Origin of the sequence: Flavonifractor sp. An4 (assembly GCF_002161755.1) — a bacterium.
Lineage (GTDB): Bacteria > Bacillota > Clostridia > Oscillospirales > Oscillospiraceae > Flavonifractor > Flavonifractor avicola.
Map to the genome: position 1 here is coordinate 1 of NZ_NFIL01000022.1, position 19852 is coordinate 19852.

Consider the following 19852-nt stretch of genomic DNA (forward strand, 5'->3'; position numbering starts at 1 on the left):
GCAAGTAACAGTCCTTACGCAGCTGGCAGACCGTATTACGCGTTGCACGCGTCCGCGAGGAACAGAGGGCTATGCCCGCATAGTGACAACCACCAGCTTCGCTGGTGGATGTGTTCATTAGCGAAAGGCGACATAGTGGTAGGTGACTCCCGCAGTGTTAAATCCGCGCCCCTGTGCGAAAGCGTTGCCGTTGATTTGAAACCCTGAGGAGGTCATATAGAAGATTCCATCCCGGACCCAAGTACTGCCAGTGCCATCAAATGTACATTGGATATCCCCGGTACCCAGAGCAAACTTGTAAATGTAATTGTCGTTTTTGGAATCACAGTTGAACAGATACAACAGCGACGGCTGAAAGGCAAGAGGGATATCCTGCAGTCCCGTGCCGCCGTCCCCGATATAACTGCCCAGGACAAAGACCTTTTTGTCCTCGCCGTATTTTTGGGAAGCCAGCTGGAAAAGAGCCTCATCCACTTTGCTGAGGTCCTCATTGAAGTCCGTCCGCAGAAATGCGTCCCCCGGTTCCCACTGGTGCAGCTGATAATGTTCCGTATAGCTTGCCATGTACATTCCTCCTTGTTTTCGCTTGGGCCGTTATGATCCATCAACAGCGTCAGATGGCGATCTGTTGCACAGGCAAAAAACAACTGGCAGACTGCCGGCAAGGAGTGCCCTTGCGGAGCGTCTGGCTATTGGCATGGGACGCAAAATATGTTATCATTTCCTGTAAGGCTGTCCCGGGAACGGGACCAGATATGGAGTGGAATGATCAGGCGGAACGGGCTGTGCTCACAGGAAGGGGAGGCCCGCTTCGGCCGGGAGAAAGGTGGAACCATGGCAGACTGGACAAGAGAACCTTTCGGCGTCACCGCCGGGGGCAAGGAAGTGGAACAGTGGACCGCTCAGGCGGGCAGCTATACGGCCAAGATCCTCACCTATGGCGGCATCCTCCGCAGCTTTATGGTGGAGGACAGAGACGTGGTGCTGGGGTGCGACACCCTGGCCGACTATGAGAAGCAGGACAAATATTTCGGCGCCCTGGTGGGCCGGGTGGCCAACCGCATCGGCGGCGCCTCCTTTGACCTGAATGGGAAGCACTATTCCCTGGCCGCCAACAACGGCCCCAACTGCCTCCATGGCGGCGTTCACGGCTTTCATGAGGCCGTGTGGGAGGCGGCGGTCCGGGAGGGCAGGCTGGTGCTCTCCCACACCAGCCCCGACGGAGAGGAGGGCTTCCCCGGCACCCTGGAGGTGCGGGTGAGCTACGACCTCACCGCCGACGGCGTACTCTCCCTGGATTACTGGGCCAAGAGCGACAAGGATACCCTGTGTAACCTGACCAACCACAGCTACTTCAATTTGATGGGCCACAACTTCGGGTCCCTGGAGGGCCAGCGGGTCCAGGTGTATGCCAGTGCTATCACCGAAAACGACGCCGACAGCACCCCCACCGGCTCCCTGCTGGCGGTGGAGGGCACCCCCTTTGACCTCCGTTTCCCCCGGGCGTTCCTGCAGGGACTGGCCATGCAGCATCCCCAGCTGACCCTGGGCAACGGCTACGACCACAACTTTGTGCTGCGGACCCAGCCCAATGCCCCTCTGGGGCTGGCCGCCCGGGTCATGGGCGGCGGGCTGTGCCTGGAGTGCTACACCACCCAGTGCGGCCTCCAGCTCTACACCGCCAACTATCTGGACGGCGTGTCCGGCAAGGACGGGGCGGTGTACGGGCCCCGGTCGGCCTTCTGCCTGGAGACCCAGGGCTGGCCCGACGCCATCCACCACCAGGGCTTCCCAAGCCCCATCCTGCGGGCGGGGGAGGAGTACCGCCACACCACCACCTACCGGCTGGCTACCATTTAAGCCGGGCGAACGCAAGCAAAGAGCCGGTCTGCCCCATTGGCAGGCCGGCTCTTTTGCGCTTTAAGATGAGACCGAATCCAGCAACTCTTCCCGCTCTCGCTTCAGAGAAGCCTGCTGGTCGTTCAGGTCCTGAGAGGTGGCCTCCAGATCCCGGAGTGCGGCGGTCAGCTTCATGTGGACCTCCGATACCCCCTCCTGGGCCTTTTTGATGCTGGACTGGACGTACCAGTCGGAGAAAATGCCGTCAAAGAAGTAATCGGCAAAGGTGGCAAACTCCCCGATCTGGATGCTGGGCACCTGGAGCTGACTCACATCGGCCAGCTCGGTGCGGAAGTCGCTCAGGGCCCGCTGAGCCGCCCGGATGCTGGACTGGGCGCTGTCCAGCCGGTCATACTTGGCCATGGTGGCGATGAGTCCGCCCCCCAGCATATCCCAGGTGCCCCAGCCCCGGGCGCTGTCCAGATCGTCCTGGACCTGGCCCAGCAGCCGCTTGGCGTTCTCGCCGGCGGAGAGTGCCTCCTCCAGTTCCTTCTGCTGATGGGTCACGTCAGACAGCTGGCGGTCCAGCTCCACCAGCCGGGCCCCTGTCTGGCCGCCCATGGCCTTCACCAGCTCTGCCTTCTCCGTCCACAGTGCCTCCAGCTGCTCGGGGGCGTCCCGCAGGCCGTCCCGCTCCCGGATCAGGCCGTTGAGCTTGTTCTCCAGATATTCCAGGTCCGACCTGGCCTGGTCGTACTGGAGTTTGGCGGCCAGAGCCTCCCGGCGCTCCTTGTCCAGCCGCTCCTCCTTATGACCAATCAGGGTAAGGAGAAAGGCGTGCACGCCGCCCTTCTCCAGCTTGTCCACGTCGTCCTGCTCCTTGCGGAAGCTTTGGGTGGTCTCGTCCACCTTGGCCTGCCGCTCCCCCCGCTGACGGTGGAGTTCCTCGATCTGGGCATCCAGCTGCTTGCGGCGGGCCTGGGCGGCGGTCAGGGCCTCGATGGCCTGGTCGATCTCATAAAGGCGTTGATTCATGACGTCTCTCCCCCTTCTTTCCCCTTGATTTTACACGCAACGACGGGGGAAAGCAAGGAGATACCCTGGACTTGCGGTCCAAAACCGGGTAAAATATTGATGACAAGCCCGCTGCAAAGGAGAACGCTATGGATACCATCATTCAGATCCTGGCCAGGGAACTGGGCCAGAAGGAGACATACATTCAGAACGTGGTGAACCTCATCGACGAGGGCAACACCATTCCCTTTATCGCCCGCTACCGCAAGGAGCTCCACGGCGCCATGGACGACACCACCCTGCGCACCCTGGCCGACCGGCTGCAATACCTGCGGAACCTGGACAAGCGGCGGGAGGAGGTCAAGGGGGCCATTGAGGCCCAGGGCAAGCTGACGGAGGAGCTTTCCGCCGCCATTGACTCCGCCGCCACCCTGGCGGAGGTGGAGGACCTATACCGCCCCTACAAGCAGAAGCGGCGCACCCGGGCCACCATGGCAAAGGAGAAGGGGCTGGAGCCCCTGGCCGATCTGCTCTTCGCTCAGGCCATGGACGGCCCTGTGCCGGAAGAAGCTGCCGCCGGGTATGTTGACCCGGAGAAGGGTGTGGAGACGGTGGAGGACGCCCTCCAGGGCGCCAACGACATCATTGCAGAGCGCATCTCCGACGACGCCGACATCCGCAAGCTGCTGCGGGAGCTGGTGTGGAAGAAGGGCTATCTGGCATCCGCCGCCGCGGCTAAGGAGCGGTCGGACACGGTATACCGGCTGTACTACGACTTCCGGTCTCCCATCAACCGCCTCCAGGGCCACCAGATCCTGGCCATCAACCGGGGCGAGCGGGAAGATATCCTGAAGGTGAGCGTGGAGATGGACCGGGAAGCCGCCCTCATCCCCGTTCGTCGGCGGGTGCTCAACCCCGGCACCCCCGCTATGGCCTTTGTGCGTGCAGCCGCCGAGGACGCCTACGACCGGCTCATCTTCCCCTCGGTGGAGCGGGAGATGCGCAACCTGCTTACCGAACAGGCCGACGAGGGGGCCATCAGGATGTTTGGCCTCAACCTGAAACCCCTGCTGATGCAGCCGCCGGTGAAGGGCTTTGTCACCATGGGCCTGGACCCGGGCTACCGCAACGGCTGCAAGGTGGCGGTGGTGGACGCCACAGGCAAGGTGCTGGACACGGCGGTGGTGTACCCCACCTTCAATGAAAAGAAGAAGCAGGAGGCCATTGACATCCTGTCCAAGCTCATCCGCAAGCACGGCGTGGCCCACATCGCCATTGGCAACGGCACCGCCAGCCGGGAGACCGAGCAGATGGCAGTGGAGATGATCCGCAAGCTGGGCGGCGGGGTGAGCTACATGATCGTCAACGAGGCGGGCGCTTCGGTGTATTCCGCCTCCAAGCTGGCGGCCGAGGAGTTCCCCGACTATGACGTGAACCTGCGCTCCGCTGTGTCCATTGCCCGGCGGCTCCAGGACCCCCTGGCCGAGCTGGTGAAGATCGACCCCAAGTCCATCGGCGTGGGCCAGTACCAGCACGATATGCCCCAGGCACGGCTGGACGAGACGCTGGGCGGCGTGGTGGAGGACTGCGTCAATGCGGTGGGCGTGGACCTGAACACCGCCTCGGCGCCCCTGCTGGCCTATGTGGCGGGCCTCAATAACACCACCGCCAAGAACATCGTCAAGTACCGGGAGGAGAATGGCGCCTTTGCCACCCGGAAGGGGGTACTCAAGGTGCCCAAGCTGGGCCCCAAGGCCTTCGAGCAGTGCGCCGGCTTCCTGCGGGTGCCGGAGAGCAAAAACGTGCTGGACCACACCGGCGTCCACCCGGAGAGCTATGAGGCGGCCCAGAAGCTGCTGGAGCTGTGCGGCTACACCCTGAAGGATGTGGGGGCCGGGAACATCGCTGACCTGGACCAGCGGGTGCAGGCCTATGGCCGAGAGAAGGCGGCCCAGGACTGCAGCGTGGGCCTGCCCACCCTGGATGACATCGTGAAGGAGCTGCTCAAGCCGGGCCGGGACCCCCGTGACGAGCTGCCCAAGCCCATTCTGCGCACCGACGTGATGGAGATGAAGGACCTGAAGCCGGGGATGGAGCTCACCGGCACGGTGCGCAACGTTATCGACTTTGGCGTGTTTGTGGACATCGGCGTCCACCAGGACGGACTGGTCCACATCTCCCAGCTGTCCAACCGCCGGGTGCGCCACCCCAGCGAGGTGTGCGCCGTGGGGGACATCGTCACCGTCTGGGTGCTGGAGGTGGACGAGAAAAAGAAGCGCATCTCTCTCACCATGAAAAAGCCCAAGGAGGGAGCGGTATGATCCTCAGCTTTGACCAGGTGGGGGACCTGCTGGACGAAATGGCGGAGGAGTTCCCGGAGGAGTTCTATCAGGACCTGAACGGGGGCATCTCTCTGCTGCCTGAGGCGGTGGAGGACCCGGCGGGGGAGGACCTCTACATCATGGGGGAGTACTGCAACGACATGATGGGGCGGTACATCAACCTCTACTACGGCTCCTTTGCCGCCCTGGCGGAGCAGGAGGACTGGACGCATGAGGACTGGGAGGACGAGCTGTACACCACCCTGTCCCACGAGTTTACCCACCATGTGGAGGGCCTGGCCGGCGAGCGGGGCCTGGAGATCAAGGATGAGCTGGAACTGGAGCAGTACCGGCGGGAACAATAAAAAAGCGGCGGACGCATCGCGTCCGCCGCTTTTTTGTTTAGTTGTGCTGAGGTACCACAGCAAAAAAGACCAGGTCGGCCCCGCCGTCGTTGATGAGGGTATGGGCGTGGCCCTCCGGGCAGTAGTGGCAGTCGCCGGGGCCCAGACGCTCCTCCACGCCGTCGCAGATGGCTTTTCCGGTGCCGGAAAGGATGTACATGACCTCGCTGTTGCCAGTGTGGGTGTGCAGGCCGATGGAGGCGCCGGGTTCCAACCGGTTCATCATGATGCGGTTGACGCAGTCGTCCACAAAACGGCTGTAGGTAGTCTTTTCGCCCCCCTTGAACTGAGGCATGGGGGTCTCTTCCATCTGGGAAAAACAGAGTTTCATAGGGGTATCCTCCTTACAGAATCACGCCGTAACGGGCCGCCAGCTCCTGCAGGCCCTCCTGCAGCTCCTGCCGGTCAAAGCCGGCCTGGTCCAGCTGGTCGTCGGTGAGGGTGTTGGCGCGGGCATAGAAGTCCACTGCCACCTCCAGGTAGCGCAGGTCGTCCCAGTCGCTCTCCTGAAAGAGCAGATCTTCTCCGCCGCCCACATCGCCGGCGGCCAGCCGCTCCACCAACCGGAGATGGAGGGCATCCAGCGCTGCGTCCTCCTCCGCACCGGTGGGCAGATAGTCGGCAGAGTCCTTCTTCAAAACCAGCTTGGCCAGGGAACGGGCCAGCCCGTCCACCTGCCGCAGCATCCAATCATCTGTCAGCATGGTATCGCTCCTTTGTTATAATTCCCGCACCAGTTTGACGGCTATGCCCACGATGCGGGCCAACCCCTGCTCGAAGTCCCGCAGGGGAATGATTTTGGGCTCATAGCAGGGATTTTCCGGCTGAAGGATTACCATACCCTTCTGGCAGCGGAACCGCTTCAGGGTGGCATCCTCGCCGTCCACCAGACAGGCCACGACCTGGCCGTTCTCCGCCGTGGATTGCCGCCGGATGAGGACCAGATCCCCGTCCCGGATACCGGCGTTGATCATGCTGTCGCCGGTGACCCGAAGATAGAAATGCTCCTCCGGATCGGGCACGTCGGCAGCGGCATAGCCCTCGATCTGCTGGCTGGCCAGAATAGGGGAGCCCGCCCGGATGACACCGAGTATGGGTACCACCGGCTCCCGGCGAGCAGGGCAGGGGGGCTGGCGGGGGACGTTGAAACCCTGCAGCCACAGCGGGTCTACCCCAAGGGAGCGGGCAATGGCGGCGGCGGTGCCGATTTTGGGCTCACGCTGGCCCAGGACATAGCGGTTCAGAGTCTGGGGATTCATATTCAGCCGGTCCCCCAGCTGTTCATAGCTGAGGCCGGACTCTTCCATCAGGCTGCGCAGACGGGCGCCGAAGGTGCTCTCCTGCTCCATACCATGTTCCCTCCTGTCCAATTTGTGGGTCTATTCTATCACATTTTATCACCAAACGCAACATACTTCGACAAAAAATGATTGACTTTTATCTCCGTTTGGTGTTATTATGGCTATGCGATGGAATGAAAGTTCCATATTTGGATAAGTTCATCACCAATCGGAGATTTATTTCGGAGAGGGGAGAAACGCAGGGGAAGAAAAAAGCCCCGCCGTCCGGCGAGGGATCCGATTGGGGAGGAAAATAAAAAATGCCCCGCCTTCTGGCGAGACATTTTTGGTGGAGGAGGGTGGATTCGAACCACCGAAGCGAATCGCAACAGATTTACAGTCTGCCCCCTTTGGCCACTCGGGAACTCCTCCATATGAACTTGTTGGAGCTGGTGGACGGACTCGAACCCCCGACCGGTTGATTACAAATCAACTGCTCTACCAACTGAGCTACACCAGCAGACCAGCTCGTCCACAGCGAATTTTATTTTATCAGGGAGAGGAGGATTTGTCAAGAGAAAGAACAAAATTTTTTTAAAAAATTTTTGGAGGAGGAATGGGTATCCGGCCACGGGTGTGGACAGACCCGCTGCGGGATGTGCAGCGGGTACCGCCGGCAGAGTGGTGCCGCCTTTGCGGCGCGGAGCTGTATGGCCAGGAGCGGGAACTTTGCCCGCTCTGCCGGGCGGAGCTTATCGACAGAGAGAAGGGGACTAGGCATGACATTACAGGAGTTATCGATTCAATATCGGGCAGGTGCGCAGACCCTGCGGCAGCGGGTGCGGCTGCTGGAGAGCCGAAGGACGGCCGCGGTGGACGAGCACGGACGCCGGCTGCTGGAACAGCGCATTCGCCATCTGGAGGCCATGTGGCGAGAGGCCCGGGACCTGGCGGTCCTGTGTGAGCGCTATTACGACAGGGGGTATCACTGCAATGTCCGGTACACGATATAGGAGAGGGAAAGAGTTTGCCGCCGATATGGCAGTCTATGCTCAGGTCATGGCGGAGGATAACTCCGAGCAGATGGGGCGGCTGCGCCGCAATGTGATGCGGGCCCTCCAGGAGGATGTAACCCCCCGGCAGCGGGAGTGTATGCTGCTCTATTATGAAAAAGGGCTCAATATGCGGCAGATCGCCGAGCTGACCGGTGTGGATAAATCCACCGTGTCCCGCAACATCAAGCGGGGAGAGTCCCGGCTGCGCCGCTGCCTGCGCTATGGAGCCGAGCAGCTGCTGGCGCCTCGGGAGTGAAGTATTTTCTACCGGGCGAGATGTTGAAATGTGAGGGGGTTCCATGATATACTTTCTTCCGAGAAACCGCGAAAATGGGCGAAGGGAGGAAGTTACCTTGGAATTGAACCTGACACAAAAGCAGACACAGACCCTCTCTCCCCAGATGATGCAGTCCATGGAGATCCTTCAGATGGGGTCTCAGGAGCTGCTGGAATACATTGAGGAGGCCGTGCAGGAGAATCCGGTGCTGGAGCCGGAGGAGCGGTACGACAAGGCGGATGAGAGCGATCAGCTCCGCCGCAAGCTGGAGTGGCTGGAATCCACCGACCCTCAGAACCGTTACTATCACCAGCAGGATACCGAAGAGGAGGACGACCGGCTGGGCAATTACGGTACCATGGAGGACCGGGAGGACAACCTGTATTACTATGTGCTCTCCCAGCTCAAGGTGCTGGATCTGCCGCCGGAGGTCATGGAGGCCGGTACCTTCCTGGTGGAGAGCCTCAACGCCAACGGCTGGCTGGATGAGCCTCTGGATGCCCTGGCTGCCGATTACGGCTGCCCGGTGGAGGTGCTGGAGCAGGCGCTGACCGCCGTCCAGTCCCTGGAGCCCGCCGGCGTGGGGGCCCGGGACCTGTCCGAATGCCTGCGGCTCCAGCTGGTGCGCCGTACGCCGGTGGACGAGCTGGCAGTGCGTATTGTGGAGAGCCAGCTGGATGCCCTGTCCAAGAGCCGCTACGGCCTCATTGCCCGGGAGCTGAAGGCAACCCCGGAGGAGGTGCGGGCCTCCTGCGAGTTGATCCGCACCCTGAATCCCCGGCCGGGCACCGGATTTGCCGCCAGAGAGAACCTGACCTACATCAATCCCGATATCATCGTGGTCAGCTTTCCCGATCACTTCGAGCTGCTGACCAACGACTACTATTTCCCCACTCTGGGGATCAGCGGGTACTATACCCGTCTGCTGAAGGAGAGCGATGACCAGCAGGTGAAGGATTATCTCACCGGAAAGGTCAAGCAGGCCAAGTGGATGGTCCATGCCATTGAGCAGCGCCGCTCCACCCTCATGTCCTGCGCCGGGTGCATCCTGGAGCTGCAGGAGGCCTTCTTCCGGCAGGGACCGGGCCATCTGGTGCCCATGTCTCTGGCCGACGTGGCCGGGCGCATCGGGGTCCACGAGTCCACGGTGAGCCGGGCGGTAAAGGACAAGTACATCCAGTGCTCCATGGGGGTGTATCCCCTGAGCTACTTCTTCTCCCGCAGCCTGGGGACCAGCAGTGAGGACGCCGCCTCTCCCGACGCGGCCAAGGCCCTGCTGAAAAAGCTCATCGCCGGAGAGGACAAGAAAAAGCCTCTGTCCGACCAGAAGTTGTGTGAGATGATGACCGCCCAGGGCTGCCCTCTGTCCCGGCGCACCGTAGCCAAATACCGGGATGAGCTGCATATCCCCAGCACCACAGGGCGGAAGCAATACGAATGATTTTTGGAGGAATCATGAGTTTTCAAGGGGTATTTTTTGATTTTGACTATACATTGGGGGATGCCACAGAGGCCATTGTGGCCGGTTTCCAGTACGGCTTTGAGCAGATGGGTCTGCCGGAGCCGGAGCGGGAGGCGGTGCGCCACACCATCGGTATGACTCTGGAGGACGGCTATACCACCCTCACCGGAGACCAGCGGCCCGAGCAGCGGGCCCTGTTTCGGAAGCTGTACACCGAGAAGGCTGGACCGCTCCAGGTGCAGGTGACCAAACTCTTCCCCGGCGCGGCGGAACTGCTTGCCGCCCTGAAGGAAGCGGGCATCCCGGCGGGTGTGGTAAGCACCAAGCGCACCGACACACTGACGGCAGTGCTGGAGGCCAGAGGAGTGCGGCAGTACCTGGTGTCTCTCACCGGAGGTGACAAAGTGGACCGGCCCAAGCCGGATCCCCAGGGGCTGCTGGCAGCCCTGGCAGAGCTGGGCCTGAAGCCGGAAAATGTGCTCTACTGCGGGGATACCCTCATTGATGCGGAGACCGCCCACCGGGCCGGGGCCCATTTCTGCGCCGTTCTCAACGGTACCACCACCCGGCAGGACTTTGAAGCCAGCGGCCTGCCGCTGGATCATGTGGCGGAGGACCTTGGGGATCTGAAGGCCTGGCTGGGGCTGTAATTCTATTATATAAGGTAGCAAAAAATGCCGGGGCAGCAGCCCCGGCGTTTTTTTACGCAAAACGGACAACGGGGCCCCGTCTGGGGCCCCGTTGTCCTACAGAGAAAAAGAGGGGAAAAAGAGGAAAAATCGAAACAATTGAGATTTGGGTTACTTACCCAGGCGGCGGACCATTTCCTTGGCGCAGAAGGTGGCCACGTCGTCAGCGTAGGTACCGGCACCAAAGCCGGCGTCATAGCCCAGCTCCTTGGCCAGAGCGTGGGTGATACGGGCGCCGCCGCAGCAGAAGATGTACTTCTCGCGGACACCCTCGGCCTCGGCCAGCTCGATGAGCTCGGTGAGGTTCTGGATGTGGACGTCCTTCTGGGTCACGGTCTGGGACACCAGCAGCACGTCGGCGTTGACCTCGGCAGCCTTCTTGAGGAACTCCTCGTTGGGCACCTGGGAACCCAGGTTGTAGGCCTCGATCATCTCATAGCGCTCCAGGCCATAGTGGCCGGCAAAGCCCTTGCGGTTCATGATGGCGTCGATGCCCACGGTGTGAGCGTCGGTGCCGGTGGAGGCGCCTACCACCACCAGCTTGCGGCCCAGCCGCTCCTTCAGGAACTCATCGGTCTCGTCCATGCTCATGGCCTCGTCGGCCACGGTCTGCACCACGATCTCGTTGTAGTTGATGGAGTGGGTGAGGGAGCCGTACACCACATAGAAGGTGAAGGCCTCGTCCAGCTTCTGGCGGAGAGCCACGTTGGGATCGGCCAGGCCCATCTTCTGAGCCATCAGCACGGCAGCCGCGGCGCCCTTGTCGTCGTCCTTAACGGGCAGGGTAAAGGAGAGCTGCACCTTGCCGTCGTTCATGGTGTCGCCATAGGGTTTCAGCCGGGTCAGGTCCAGCGTGGTGTCAAGGTCCTTATCGCGAATCTGATACAGTCCGGAACTCATTTGCCGGCACCCCCTTTCATCATGGGCTCAAGGAAGGGGTTGAAGTACCCGGCGGCCTTGGTCACAACGCCGTCCAGGCCCTTGCCGCCGTCGCGAGGACGCTTGATGTCGGCAAAGATGCCCCGCTCCAGGGTCTCGAAAATGCCCAGCTGCTCGATCTGGCCCAGCAGATCGGTAGCCTTGTGCAGCACGTCGGCGGCACGGTTCTGCATGATGCCGCCTTCCTTGAACACGATCTCGCTGCCCAGGTCGTGCATGGTGCGGAAGATGTACTGGGCATTCTGGATGGCCAGGAAACGGTCGGACAGGAAGGGAGTGTGAATGGCCTCGGTCATCATGCCCAGCAGGTGGATCTTCTGGTTGGTCAGGATGGTCACCATGTTGAACAGGGCGTCCTGAACGTGGCCGCGGAAGATGTTGCCGGTCATGAACTTGGTGGGAGGCATATACTTCAGGGGAGCGTTGGGGAAGATCTCCCGGGCCATCTCGGCCTGGGCCAGCTCATACAGGAAGCCATTCTCCACGTCGGGGTCAATCTCAAAGGCATGACCCAGACCCATCTGCTCCTCGGGCAGGCCGGCCCGCAGGGCGAAGGCCTCGTTAAGGAACTGGGAGGCCAGCACGGTGTGAGCCTCTTCCACAGCGTCGGCGGTGGTCAGGTAGTTGTCCTCGCCGGTGTTGATGACCACGCCGGCATAGGCGTTGATGGCGCGGGAGAAGGACTGGTCCACCAGGGTGCGCTGCATATTGATGTCGCGGAACAGGATGCCGTACAGAGCGTCGTTCAGCATGACGTCCAGACCCTCGAAGGCGCCCATGGCGGCGATCTCAGGCATACACAGGCCGGAGCAGTAGTTACACACGCGGATGTAACGGCCCAGCTCCTCGCCCACCTTGTCCATGGCCTCGCGCATCAGGCGGAAGTTCTCCTGAGTGGCGTAGGTGCCGCCGAAGCCCTCGGTGGTGGCGCCGTAAGGCACATAGTCCAGCAGGGACTGGCCGGTGGTACGGATCACGGCGATAACGTCGGCGCCCTGGCGGGCGGCGGCGGTAGCCTGCACCACGTCCTCATAGATGTTGCCGGTGGCAACGATCAGGTAGATCCAGGGGCCCTGCTTCTCGCCGCCGTGGGTGGCGATGAAGTCCTCGCGGCGCTTGCGGCGGGCGCGGATCTTGGCCAGGCTGGCCTCCACAATGGGATCCAGAGCGGCGTGGATCTCGGCCTCGCTGTGGGTGGGCAGAGCGGTCAGGTCCAGCTTGTCGTTGGCCACGTCCTCGGCGATGGCCTGGGGATCCTTACCGGTCTCCACCATGGCGTTGCCGATCCAGAAAGCGGCGCCCTGGGGCAGAGCGCCCTTGTCCATCAGGTGCTCCACAACCACGTTGGGCAAAGGCACGTCGCCGGCGTCCACACCGTCGATGCCCAGCAGGCGGCAGATGGTACGCTCCACGGCCACGGTGGTGCAGCCGTCGATGAAACGCTGGGTGTCGTCCGCCACACGGGAAGCGTGAGCGCGTGCCTGTTCCACCAGCTTAAAATCAAGGTTCAGCTTGGATTCCAACATCGATCACTTCCATTCTTTGTCAGTTCAAAACGGGGGGCAGCGGATCGCCGCGGTTGGGCGGCGATCCGCTGTATTTATCTGGATTACTCCTCGTGGTGGGAGCGCTTATGACGCTCCAGACCGGCGGGCTCCATGGACAGCGCCTGGCCGCGCTCCAGGCCGGCCACGCCCATGAGCTCCTTCTTCTTCTTGCCGGTGCAGTAGTCGCACTGACAATCGGTGTAGTGCTCGGGCTCGGTGTAAGTGGTGATAACACCCTCGTAGTTGCGCAGGATGACCTTCTTGGGGGTCTGGGAGATGACGTACTGAGGCATGACGGGAGTCTTGCCGCCGCCGCCGGGGGCGTCCACCACGAAGGTGGGCACGCAGTAGCCGGAGGTGTGGCCCCGCAGGCCTTCGATGATCTCGATGCCCTTGCTGACGGGAGTACGGAAGTGCTCCAGGCCCATGGACAGGTCGCACTGATAGATGTAGTAGGGACGCACGCGGATCTTGACCAGCTCGTTGACCAGCTTCTTCATGGTGTAGACGCAGTCATTGATGCCGGCCAGCAGCACGGACTGGTTGCCCAGGGGGATACCGGCGTCGGCCAGACGGGCACAGGCGGCGGCAGCCTCGGGGGTGATCTCGTTGGGGTGGTTGAAGTGGGTGTTCAGCCAGATGGGATGATACTTCTTCAGCATATTGCACAGCTCGGGAGTGATACGCTGAGGCAGCACCACGGGGGTACGGGAGCCGATGCGGACGATCTCCACGTGGGGGATCTCACGCAGCTTGGCGATGATGTACTCCAGACGCTCGTCGCTCACCAGCAGGGCGTCGCCGCCGGACAGCAGCACGTCGCGGATCTGGGGCGTGTTGCGGATGTACTCGATGGCCTGATCCACCTGATCCACGGGCAGGCCGGCGTCGTTCTGACCGGCGAAGCGGCGGCGGGTGCAGTGACGGCAGTACATGGAGCACTGGTCAGTGATCAGCAGCAGGCAGCGGTCGGGATAACGGTGGGTCAGACCGGGAGCGGGGGAGTCCTCATCCTCGTGCAGGGGGTCCAGCAGGTCGGCGGCGGACTGATGCAGCTCCTTGGCAGTGGGGACGGCCTGCAGCCGGACGGGATCGTGAGGATCGCCGGGCTGAATCAGGGACAGATAATAAGGAGTGATGGCCATGCGGAGGGTGCCGAGGCAGGCCTTAACGCCTTCCTCTTCCTCGGGGGTCAGATCCACATACTTCTTCAGGTCCTCCAGAGTCTCGATGCGGTTCTTGACTTGCCAATGCCAGTCGTTCCACTGCTCGTCAGTCACATCGGGGAACAGGATCTTACGGCGGGACTCTACCATAACAAGGTCATCCTTTCTAAATCAGTGTGGGGATGTGCCATCCGCAGGCGTCGGGGACCGGGAACCGGAACGGGGGGAGAAAGGGTTGGGGAGGAGAGTTTCTCCGGCAGGACCGGACCGGAATCGTCGGCCGCAGAACGATCACATCAATCAGCTCATCTGTCGATGGGACAGGTAAGTCACAAAGTAAATGGGAAATAATCTGGAAATCGGTAAAACAGGAACTTACAGGTACTTCTTCTCGAAGTAGGCCTTCAGCTGGGGATTCTCACGCAGTGCCCCACGCAATGTTCCATTGCGCGGGGGCCCCGTGATTTGACATCCTCGGGGCAACTGAATTGCCCCTGCGGGAACGCTGCGCGTTCTGCGCGCCAAAAGGCGCGGCCAGCTGGCGCTGGTGTCCGAGCTGCACAGACAGCTCAGAATATCTTACAGATATTTCTTCTCGAAGTAGGCCTTCAGCTGGGGATTCTCACGCAGCTCGGACAGGGTGATCTCGGCGTGGTCCTTGGTGTAGCCGTTGCCGACGATCATGGTGACGTCCTTGCCGCAGCCCTCGGCGCCCAGGGCGGCCTTGGCGAAATCGGTGGCCATGGAGAAGAAGTACACCACGCCGTTGTCATGGACGGGCAGGATGGCGGCCATCTCGCAGGCGGGCACGTTCACGATCAGGATGGAGACATCGTACTCCTTGCCGTTGTTGACGGCCAGGGACTTCTCCAGCACCTCGGTGGGGTTGGTGGCGGAGCCCACGATGGCGTGGTGGCACAGGTTCATGCTCTTCAGCAGGTCGGCGTCCTCCTGGCAGATGACCAGGGCAACCACGTTACCGGTGGGGCCAACGCGCTTCATGGCCTCGTAGCAGCACATCATGCCGCCCTTGCCGGCGCCGCCCAGGATGAGCACGGAGTCACCGGGCTTCACCAGCTTAGCGGTCTGGGCAGGAGCACCGGCCACGTCCAGAGCGGCCAGAGCCAGCTCCTCGCTCATGTCGTCGGGCAGCTTGGCATACAGGCCGGACTCAAACAGGATCGCCTGGGCATCCACGTCCACGCGGTCGATCTCGGGGTGGATGGCCTTGATCTTGTTGATCTTCAGGGGGGTCAGGGACAGGGAGACCAGAGAAGCGATCTTGTCGCCCACCTTCAGGTCGATCTTGCCCTGCAGATCCTCGCCGATCTCACGGACGGTGCCGATGAACATACCGCCGGAACCGGTGACGGGGTTCTGCATCTTGCCGCGCTCATTGACGATATCCAGGATCATCTGCTCGGTCTTGGCCAGGTCCTTCTCGCAGGCCTCATAGATCTGGGTGAAGGAAGCGGAGTCAATGTTCAGAGCGGAAACGTCGCACAGGATCTCGTTGGAGTAGCACTCCATGGTGTTGTCGATCTTCTTGGCAGCCTGGGTCAGCAGGCCCTTGGGCTCGATGACGCGGTGAGTGCCGTACTTGTTGCCTTTCTTCTGCATAGAAAGTTCCTCCTGTTTCGTTTAATGTTTGGTTGGGGAGATATATGGTTGGGGAGATAAGTAAAACAAAGGAATGAGATCAGGCCAGGGACAGGATCTTCCGGGCCTCGTCGGGGGTGGCGATCTCGCGGCCCAGCTCCTTGGCCAGGCGGACCACCTTGGCGACCAGCTCGCCGTTGGAGGCGGCCTTGTGGCCCTTCTCCAGGTAGATGTTGTCCTCGAAGCCCACGCGGACGTTGCCGCCCATCACGATGCCGGCGGCAACCATGGGCCAGGCGCCCCGGCCGATGCCGGTGACGGTCCAGGTGGAACCGGCGGGGATCTGCTTCACCAGGTAGTCCAGGTTGCCCACGGTGGCGGGGGTGCAGCCGGACACGCCCAGCACGAAGTTGAATTGCATGGGAGCGCCGGGGACCAGACCCTTGTTGGCCATGTTCACGATGGTGTCCAGGTGGCCGATCTCGAAGCACTCATACTCGGGCTTGATGTTGTTTTCCAGCATCCGCTTGCCGAAGGCCCGCATGGTAGGCATATCGTTGACGAAGATATCGTCGCCGAAGTTGCAGGTGCCGCAGTCCAGCGTGGCCATCTCGGGGCACAGCTCGGTGGGCTGGAGCCGTTCCTCAGGAGTCATGCCGGTGGCGCCGCCGGTGGAGGGGATCAGGATCACGCCGGGGCAGGCCTCCTTGATGGCGTCCAGGATCACCCGGAACCGCTCGCGGTCCTGAGTGGGGGTACCATCGTCCTCACGGACGTGGACGTGGATGACGGCAGCGCCTGCGTCAAAGGCGCTCTTGGCCTCACGGACCATTTCCTCCACGGTATAGGGGACAGCGGGATTGTGCTCCTTGGTGACCTCTGCGCCGCAGATGGCCGCGGTAATGATAAGCTTTTCCATGACACGCCTCCTCGAAAAAATAAAGCTACCCCGCCGGCAGAAGATGTATTCCTCCGGCGAGATAGCGCTTCATGAACAAAAAAACACTACTCATGTCCGCGGGAGGGGAAACTCTCGTTCAGACACAAATAGCGCTTCATGTGACTCATGACAATCCGTAAGCACTGGGCCCACGGCTCAGGGGGAGGGCTGTACGATTCACGTCCCCCTTCGGCGGAGCGGACATTCACAGAGTACATCGGGCTCGCCTGCCCTTATCATTGCTCTGCTACCTTGCGCTCCGCGCCTCTATCCATGCGTGTTATTTACTTTTGACAAAAACACTATAACCCAGCCAATTTTGTTTGTCAACTATTTTTTGAAAAATTAGGCTCACAAAATTTTTCTCTGTTCTGTAGACTTTTGTACGCTACAGCGGGATAGTGCTTACCAAATGGTAACCAGAACTGGAAGGGCAAAAACTCCGGCAGGCGGCGTGAACCGCCTGCCGGAGCAGGGAAAATTTACAGGTCGGCCTGGAAGAGTTCCATGAGGGTATCGTCCAGTTTGAGCAGCCGGCACACCCGAAGCGCGTCCCGGGGACAGGGGGCTCCAGGAGGGGCGGGAAGGAGCCGATAGTCCATCCGGCGGGCGATCCGCTTGCGGGGATCGTCCCCCTCGTCGCCCTGGATGTCCCGTACCAGACCGGCCACCTGGTAGTGGGCGGCGGCCACGTCGGACACCCCGTCATAGTGGGTGGTCATGAGAGCCACGCAGTCCAGACTGCTCAGGTGACGCACCAGAGCACGGGCCAGGGCCGCGCCCTCCTGGGGGTTGGTGCCCCGGGCAAATTCGTCCAGAGCCACGAAGAAGAACTGGCCGTGGGTTTCCCGCAGCAGCTTGTCCAGCAGGTGGACCTCCTTGCCGAAGGAGGACAGGCCGCCGGCGCCGGGGCCGCTGTCGGCCAGGATGAGCTCCACCCGGTGGAACAGGGGAAGGGTGGCGGACTGGGCAAAGACGAAGAAGCCGCACTGGCACAGAAGCAGGGAGAGCACGGTGGAGCGGAGAGACACGGTCTTGCCGCCCATGTTGGCGCCGGTGATGACGGTGCAGCCCGGTTTCAGATCCAGATCCAGCAGGGTGAACTGTTCGCCCCGCTCAGCCAGATCCTCCTCCACCTGAGGATGGCGCACCCCCCGGAGGGTGATGGATTTGTCGGCGCTGAGGGCGGGCCGGACACAGTTGTACCGCAGAGCCAGCTTGGCCTTGGCCACGATGAGATCCAGACGGCCCAGAGTCTCCATGTTGTCCAGGAAGGCCTGCTTGTAGGCCATCAGCTTGCCGGTGAGCATCCGGCGGACCTCCAGCTCCAGCTTATCCTCCTCCACCGCCAGGACACGGCGCTTTTCCATCAGGGGGCCCCGCTTGTCCTCCATGGTCATGCGGATGGCCTTCTCCAGCTTGGCCTTCTCCGCGCGCAGAGGAGCCAGGTCGTTGTGGTAGGAATTGACAACGGAGAAGGTGGGCAGACGGCGGCCCTCCGGGTCCATCAGCTCCAGGGCGTCGGCCAGGGAGGGGAAGGACAGCCCGGCCATGGGGGGCAGAGCGGCATAGGCCTGGACCAGCTGCTCCAGGGTGACCAGGAAATGCTTGATCTCAAAGAGCTCCACCAGATCGAAGGGGGCGCCGGGGTCCCGGTCGAAGGAGCCCCGGATGTCGTGAAACAGGGGCAGGCAGCGGGTGACACCCCGCAGAGCGGCGGCGGCGTCCTTGCGCTCGGCCTCGGTGAGCTGCACCGGGCCGCAGCCGCAGCCCTCGGTCTGAGGGGCGGTGGTGCCTGCGTTCCAAAGCTCCATGGCCAGAGCCACATTGTCCAGCTCCTCCTCCAGGGCGGCCTCCTCTCCGGGGCCGTACCACCGCAGGGAACGGGCAGCCGCCTTGCCGAACGGCGACATGGGACTCAGCCGGTTCAGTACCCACTGAAACCCTGCGTTTTCCCGCAGTTCATGCGTCAGTTCCATCATGATCCTCCTTCACGTTGACCACCGGCAGGTGGATGGCCTGCCGCAGGGCGGAGATGAATTTATCCGGTTCAAAGTGCCAGCCGTAGGCAGACCAGGGGTTGGCCGCCACAGCGGCGATGGTCAGCTCCCGGCGGACAGCCAGTTGGCCGCCGTTGCGCTGGAACAGCTCCAGGGCGGCCCGGCCCGCCAGCAGGTGGGTGGCGTCCTGAGTGACCAGGGTAGTGGGAGCGCCCCGGCGGGCCAGGGTTTTGAGCAGGGGGTCGGTAACCCCTCCCGACGCCCACACCGCCAGGGGGCGGCGAGGCAGCTTGTTCCACTTGGGGCTGCCGCCTTCGTCCAGGGGCAACTCCAGAGGGGTGCCGTCCAGCTCGAACAGGGCGAAGCGGTCCTCCACGCCATCCAGGGCGGAGCGCAGACCGGCGCGCTCCGGTACTTTCCGGTCAAAAAGCCAGCAGGTGTGGGCGGTCTCCGATACCACCAGGTCCATATCCCGGTCCAGAGAGGCACCGGTACACAGCAGGGCCACGCCCTCCACACCGGCGCCAGCCAGAGACTTCCGTCCGGCGGCCCCGTCGATGAGGACCCGCTGGGCCCCCAATTCCATGAAGCGAGCGGTGAGGGGGCGCAGCTGCCCGGCGGCAGAGGGTCCGGCCAGCTGCACATAGCCGTCAGACAGAGTGCGGAAAATAGCCACCGGTCCCAGGGGGGTCATCACGTCGGTCAGGTCCACCACCTCCAGGGTGGCGTCGCACAGCGTGATCATGCCCCGGGCGGTAGCGAACAGATCGCCGGCTTTCAGGTACAGATCGGGCTTCTCGGTCCCGGTGACCAGGTCGGTGCGCTCTCCGTCCCGGCCCACCGAGGTGAGGGCCAGCCGCTCGTCCCCCAACTCGGCCATCAGGCGGCGCATGGCGGTGGTCTTGCCCGCGTTCTTGCACAGGCCGATCACGGTCACGGGGGAGGCATCCCCCACCAGCGGCGCTAACAGATGTTCCAAAATAGGGCCTCCCTTCCATAGGAAAATTGGGTCATTTTTGAGTTCGTCGAGGCCATTATAAGAGGCCCCCATCGGTTCTGTCAATGGGGAGAAGCAGAATTCCAGCCGCCTGAAATCAGATGCGAGGAGTAGCAGAAAATGAAAAAAGCATACATCAATCATGCAGAGCCGGGGAACGGACGAAAGAAATATATAGCATAATGGCAGGGTGGACGATTACTTTTTGGAATATAGAAAATAAAATTTACAAAATAACCGAGGAAAACCAAACGAGAATCATTTGACAGAAAAGAGGAACGCTTTTGTACATGAAATTTTGGAATGGAATTGATGCAAAAAAG

Annotated in this window: 19 protein-coding genes, 2 tRNA genes and 1 riboswitch; of the genes, 7 read left to right on the forward strand and 14 right to left on the reverse strand. The window is 61.8% G+C overall.

The genetic code is table 11. The annotated features are described in order from the left end of the window. Positions 1–117 precede the first annotated feature (117 nt). Entirely contained in the window at positions 118–570 is a 453-nt protein-coding gene (locus tag B5F94_RS10360) for a hypothetical protein (protein ID WP_158100277.1), read from the reverse strand. A 195-nt stretch (positions 571–765) separates the two neighbouring features. On the opposite strand from B5F94_RS10360, the gene B5F94_RS10365 reads away from it, so the two are divergent. Further along, the gene (locus B5F94_RS10365; RefSeq protein ID WP_242965655.1) at positions 766–1860 is read left to right on the forward strand and encodes an aldose epimerase family protein; all 1095 of its coding nucleotides are present in this window, start codon (positions 766–768) and stop codon (positions 1858–1860) included. 60 nt (positions 1861–1920) lie between these two features. Here the strand turns inward: B5F94_RS10365 and B5F94_RS10370 are convergent, their stop codons facing one another. Further along, positions 1921–2874: a hypothetical protein gene (locus B5F94_RS10370; protein ID WP_087329957.1), complete on the reverse strand. Its 954-nt coding sequence runs from the start codon at positions 2872–2874 to the stop codon at positions 1921–1923. 128 nt (positions 2875–3002) lie between these two features. On the opposite strand from B5F94_RS10370, the gene B5F94_RS10375 reads away from it, so the two are divergent. Both B5F94_RS10375 and B5F94_RS10380 read left to right on the forward strand, forming a co-directional pair. Further along, positions 3003–5174 (forward strand): Tex family protein, encoded by a 2172-nt coding sequence (locus tag B5F94_RS10375; protein ID WP_087329959.1) that lies wholly within the window; start codon positions 3003–3005, stop codon positions 5172–5174. Next, complete coding sequence (locus tag B5F94_RS10380; protein ID WP_087329961.1) at positions 5171–5539, forward strand: metallopeptidase family protein; 369 nt, start codon at positions 5171–5173, stop codon at positions 5537–5539. Before B5F94_RS10375 ends, B5F94_RS10380 begins: the two co-directional genes overlap by 4 nt. A gap of 37 nt (positions 5540–5576) precedes the next feature. Here the strand turns inward: B5F94_RS10380 and B5F94_RS10385 are convergent, their stop codons facing one another. The 5 genes from B5F94_RS10385 to B5F94_RS10405 all read right to left on the reverse strand — a co-directional run bounded on the left by B5F94_RS10385 (position 5577) and on the right by B5F94_RS10405 (position 7378). Continuing rightward, entirely contained in the window at positions 5577–5909 is a 333-nt protein-coding gene (locus B5F94_RS10385; protein WP_087329963.1) for a cupin domain-containing protein, read from the reverse strand. Positions 5910–5922: 13 nt separating this feature from the next. After that, positions 5923–6282, reverse strand: a complete 360-nt coding sequence (locus B5F94_RS10390; RefSeq protein WP_087188356.1) for a DUF6483 family protein — start codon at positions 6280–6282, stop codon at positions 5923–5925. A gap of 15 nt (positions 6283–6297) precedes the next feature. Then, positions 6298–6927 (reverse strand): LexA family protein, encoded by a 630-nt coding sequence (locus B5F94_RS10395; RefSeq protein ID WP_087329965.1) that lies wholly within the window; start codon positions 6925–6927, stop codon positions 6298–6300. A 278-nt stretch (positions 6928–7205) separates the two neighbouring features. Beyond that, positions 7206–7290 (reverse strand) — tRNA-Tyr (locus tag B5F94_RS10400). Positions 7291–7302: 12 nt separating this feature from the next. Beyond that, positions 7303–7378: transfer RNA gene (locus B5F94_RS10405), tRNA-Thr, on the reverse strand. A 259-nt stretch (positions 7379–7637) separates the two neighbouring features. Between B5F94_RS10405 and B5F94_RS10410 the strand changes: the two genes are divergently transcribed. From B5F94_RS10410 to B5F94_RS10425, 4 genes are all read left to right on the forward strand, one after another. After that, positions 7638–7871, forward strand: a complete 234-nt coding sequence (locus B5F94_RS10410; RefSeq protein WP_087329967.1) for a hypothetical protein — start codon at positions 7638–7640, stop codon at positions 7869–7871. After that, positions 7852–8169 carry a sigma-70 family RNA polymerase sigma factor gene (locus B5F94_RS10415; RefSeq protein WP_242955389.1) on the forward strand — a complete coding sequence of 106 codons (318 nt, stop codon included), beginning with the start codon at positions 7852–7854 and terminating at the stop codon, positions 8167–8169. The genes B5F94_RS10410 and B5F94_RS10415 overlap by 20 nt, the downstream gene beginning before the upstream one ends. Positions 8170–8266: 97 nt before the next feature. Then, a complete protein-coding gene (gene rpoN, locus B5F94_RS10420; RefSeq protein WP_087329969.1) occupies positions 8267–9631 on the forward strand; it encodes an RNA polymerase factor sigma-54 in 1365 nt (454 codons plus the stop codon). A gap of 14 nt (positions 9632–9645) precedes the next feature. Beyond that, positions 9646–10302: an HAD family hydrolase gene (locus tag B5F94_RS10425; RefSeq protein ID WP_087270005.1), complete on the forward strand. Its 657-nt coding sequence runs from the start codon at positions 9646–9648 to the stop codon at positions 10300–10302. A 150-nt stretch (positions 10303–10452) separates the two neighbouring features. On the opposite strand, the gene B5F94_RS10430 is transcribed toward B5F94_RS10425, so the two are convergent. From B5F94_RS10430 to B5F94_RS10460, 7 genes are all read right to left on the reverse strand, one after another. After that, a complete protein-coding gene (locus tag B5F94_RS10430) occupies positions 10453–11241 on the reverse strand; it encodes an OAM dimerization domain-containing protein (protein ID WP_087188351.1) in 789 nt (262 codons plus the stop codon). Beyond that, positions 11238–12806: a lysine 5,6-aminomutase subunit alpha gene (locus B5F94_RS10435; RefSeq protein ID WP_087188350.1), complete on the reverse strand. Its 1569-nt coding sequence runs from the start codon at positions 12804–12806 to the stop codon at positions 11238–11240. Before B5F94_RS10435 ends, B5F94_RS10430 begins: the two co-directional genes overlap by 4 nt. A gap of 83 nt (positions 12807–12889) precedes the next feature. Then, complete coding sequence (gene ablA / locus B5F94_RS10440; protein WP_087329971.1) at positions 12890–14143, reverse strand: lysine 2,3-aminomutase; 1254 nt, start codon at positions 14141–14143, stop codon at positions 12890–12892. Positions 14144–14572: 429 nt separating this feature from the next. After that, positions 14573–15613 carry an L-erythro-3,5-diaminohexanoate dehydrogenase gene (locus tag B5F94_RS10445; protein ID WP_087188348.1) on the reverse strand — a complete coding sequence of 347 codons (1041 nt, stop codon included), beginning with the start codon at positions 15611–15613 and terminating at the stop codon, positions 14573–14575. 79 nt (positions 15614–15692) lie between these two features. Next, on the reverse strand, positions 15693–16511 hold the full coding sequence (locus B5F94_RS10450; protein ID WP_087269889.1) for a 3-keto-5-aminohexanoate cleavage protein: 819 nt from the start codon (positions 16509–16511) through the stop codon (positions 15693–15695). A gap of 121 nt (positions 16512–16632) precedes the next feature. Continuing rightward, positions 16633–16810: riboswitch (Lysine riboswitch) on the reverse strand. A 204-nt stretch (positions 16811–17014) separates the two neighbouring features. Beyond that, entirely contained in the window at positions 17015–18514 is a 1500-nt protein-coding gene (locus B5F94_RS10455; RefSeq protein ID WP_242965656.1) for a MutS-related protein, read from the reverse strand. After that, complete coding sequence (locus B5F94_RS10460; RefSeq protein ID WP_087329975.1) at positions 18495–19511, reverse strand: hypothetical protein; 1017 nt, start codon at positions 19509–19511, stop codon at positions 18495–18497. Before B5F94_RS10460 ends, B5F94_RS10455 begins: the two co-directional genes overlap by 20 nt. Positions 19512–19852: the final 341 nt, after the last annotated feature.

Bases quoted from the DNA above. Each gene is read 5' to 3' on its own strand.
- B5F94_RS10385 (WP_087329963.1), bottom strand. From the start codon at position 5,909: ATGAAACTCTGTTTTTCCCAGATGGAAGAGACCCCCATGCCTCAGTTC.
- B5F94_RS10380 (WP_087329961.1), top strand. From the start codon at position 5,171: ATGATCCTCAGCTTTGACCAGGTGGGGGACCTGCTGGACGAAATGGCG.
- B5F94_RS10455 (WP_242965656.1), bottom strand. From the start codon at position 18,514: ATGATGGAACTGACGCATGAACTGCGGGAAAACGCAGGGTTTCAGTGG.
- B5F94_RS10445 (WP_087188348.1), bottom strand. From the start codon at position 15,613: ATGCAGAAGAAAGGCAACAAGTACGGCACTCACCGCGTCATCGAGCCC.
- B5F94_RS10415 (WP_242955389.1), top strand. From the start codon at position 7,852: ATGTCCGGTACACGATATAGGAGAGGGAAAGAGTTTGCCGCCGATATG.
- B5F94_RS10395 (WP_087329965.1), bottom strand. From the start codon at position 6,927: ATGGAGCAGGAGAGCACCTTCGGCGCCCGTCTGCGCAGCCTGATGGAA.
- B5F94_RS10375 (WP_087329959.1), top strand. From the start codon at position 3,003: ATGGATACCATCATTCAGATCCTGGCCAGGGAACTGGGCCAGAAGGAG.
- B5F94_RS10410 (WP_087329967.1), top strand. From the start codon at position 7,638: ATGACATTACAGGAGTTATCGATTCAATATCGGGCAGGTGCGCAGACC.
- B5F94_RS10360 (WP_158100277.1), bottom strand. From the start codon at position 570: ATGTACATGGCAAGCTATACGGAACATTATCAGCTGCACCAGTGGGAA.
- B5F94_RS10435 (WP_087188350.1), bottom strand. From the start codon at position 12,806: ATGTTGGAATCCAAGCTGAACCTTGATTTTAAGCTGGTGGAACAGGCA.
- B5F94_RS10365 (WP_242965655.1), top strand. From the start codon at position 766: ATGATCAGGCGGAACGGGCTGTGCTCACAGGAAGGGGAGGCCCGCTTC.
- B5F94_RS10450 (WP_087269889.1), bottom strand. From the start codon at position 16,511: ATGGAAAAGCTTATCATTACCGCGGCCATCTGCGGCGCAGAGGTCACC.
- B5F94_RS10370 (WP_087329957.1), bottom strand. From the start codon at position 2,874: ATGAATCAACGCCTTTATGAGATCGACCAGGCCATCGAGGCCCTGACC.
- B5F94_RS10425 (WP_087270005.1), top strand. From the start codon at position 9,646: ATGAGTTTTCAAGGGGTATTTTTTGATTTTGACTATACATTGGGGGAT.
- B5F94_RS10430 (WP_087188351.1), bottom strand. From the start codon at position 11,241: ATGAGTTCCGGACTGTATCAGATTCGCGATAAGGACCTTGACACCACG.
- B5F94_RS10390 (WP_087188356.1), bottom strand. From the start codon at position 6,282: ATGCTGACAGATGATTGGATGCTGCGGCAGGTGGACGGGCTGGCCCGT.
- ablA (WP_087329971.1), bottom strand. From the start codon at position 14,143: ATGGTAGAGTCCCGCCGTAAGATCCTGTTCCCCGATGTGACTGACGAG.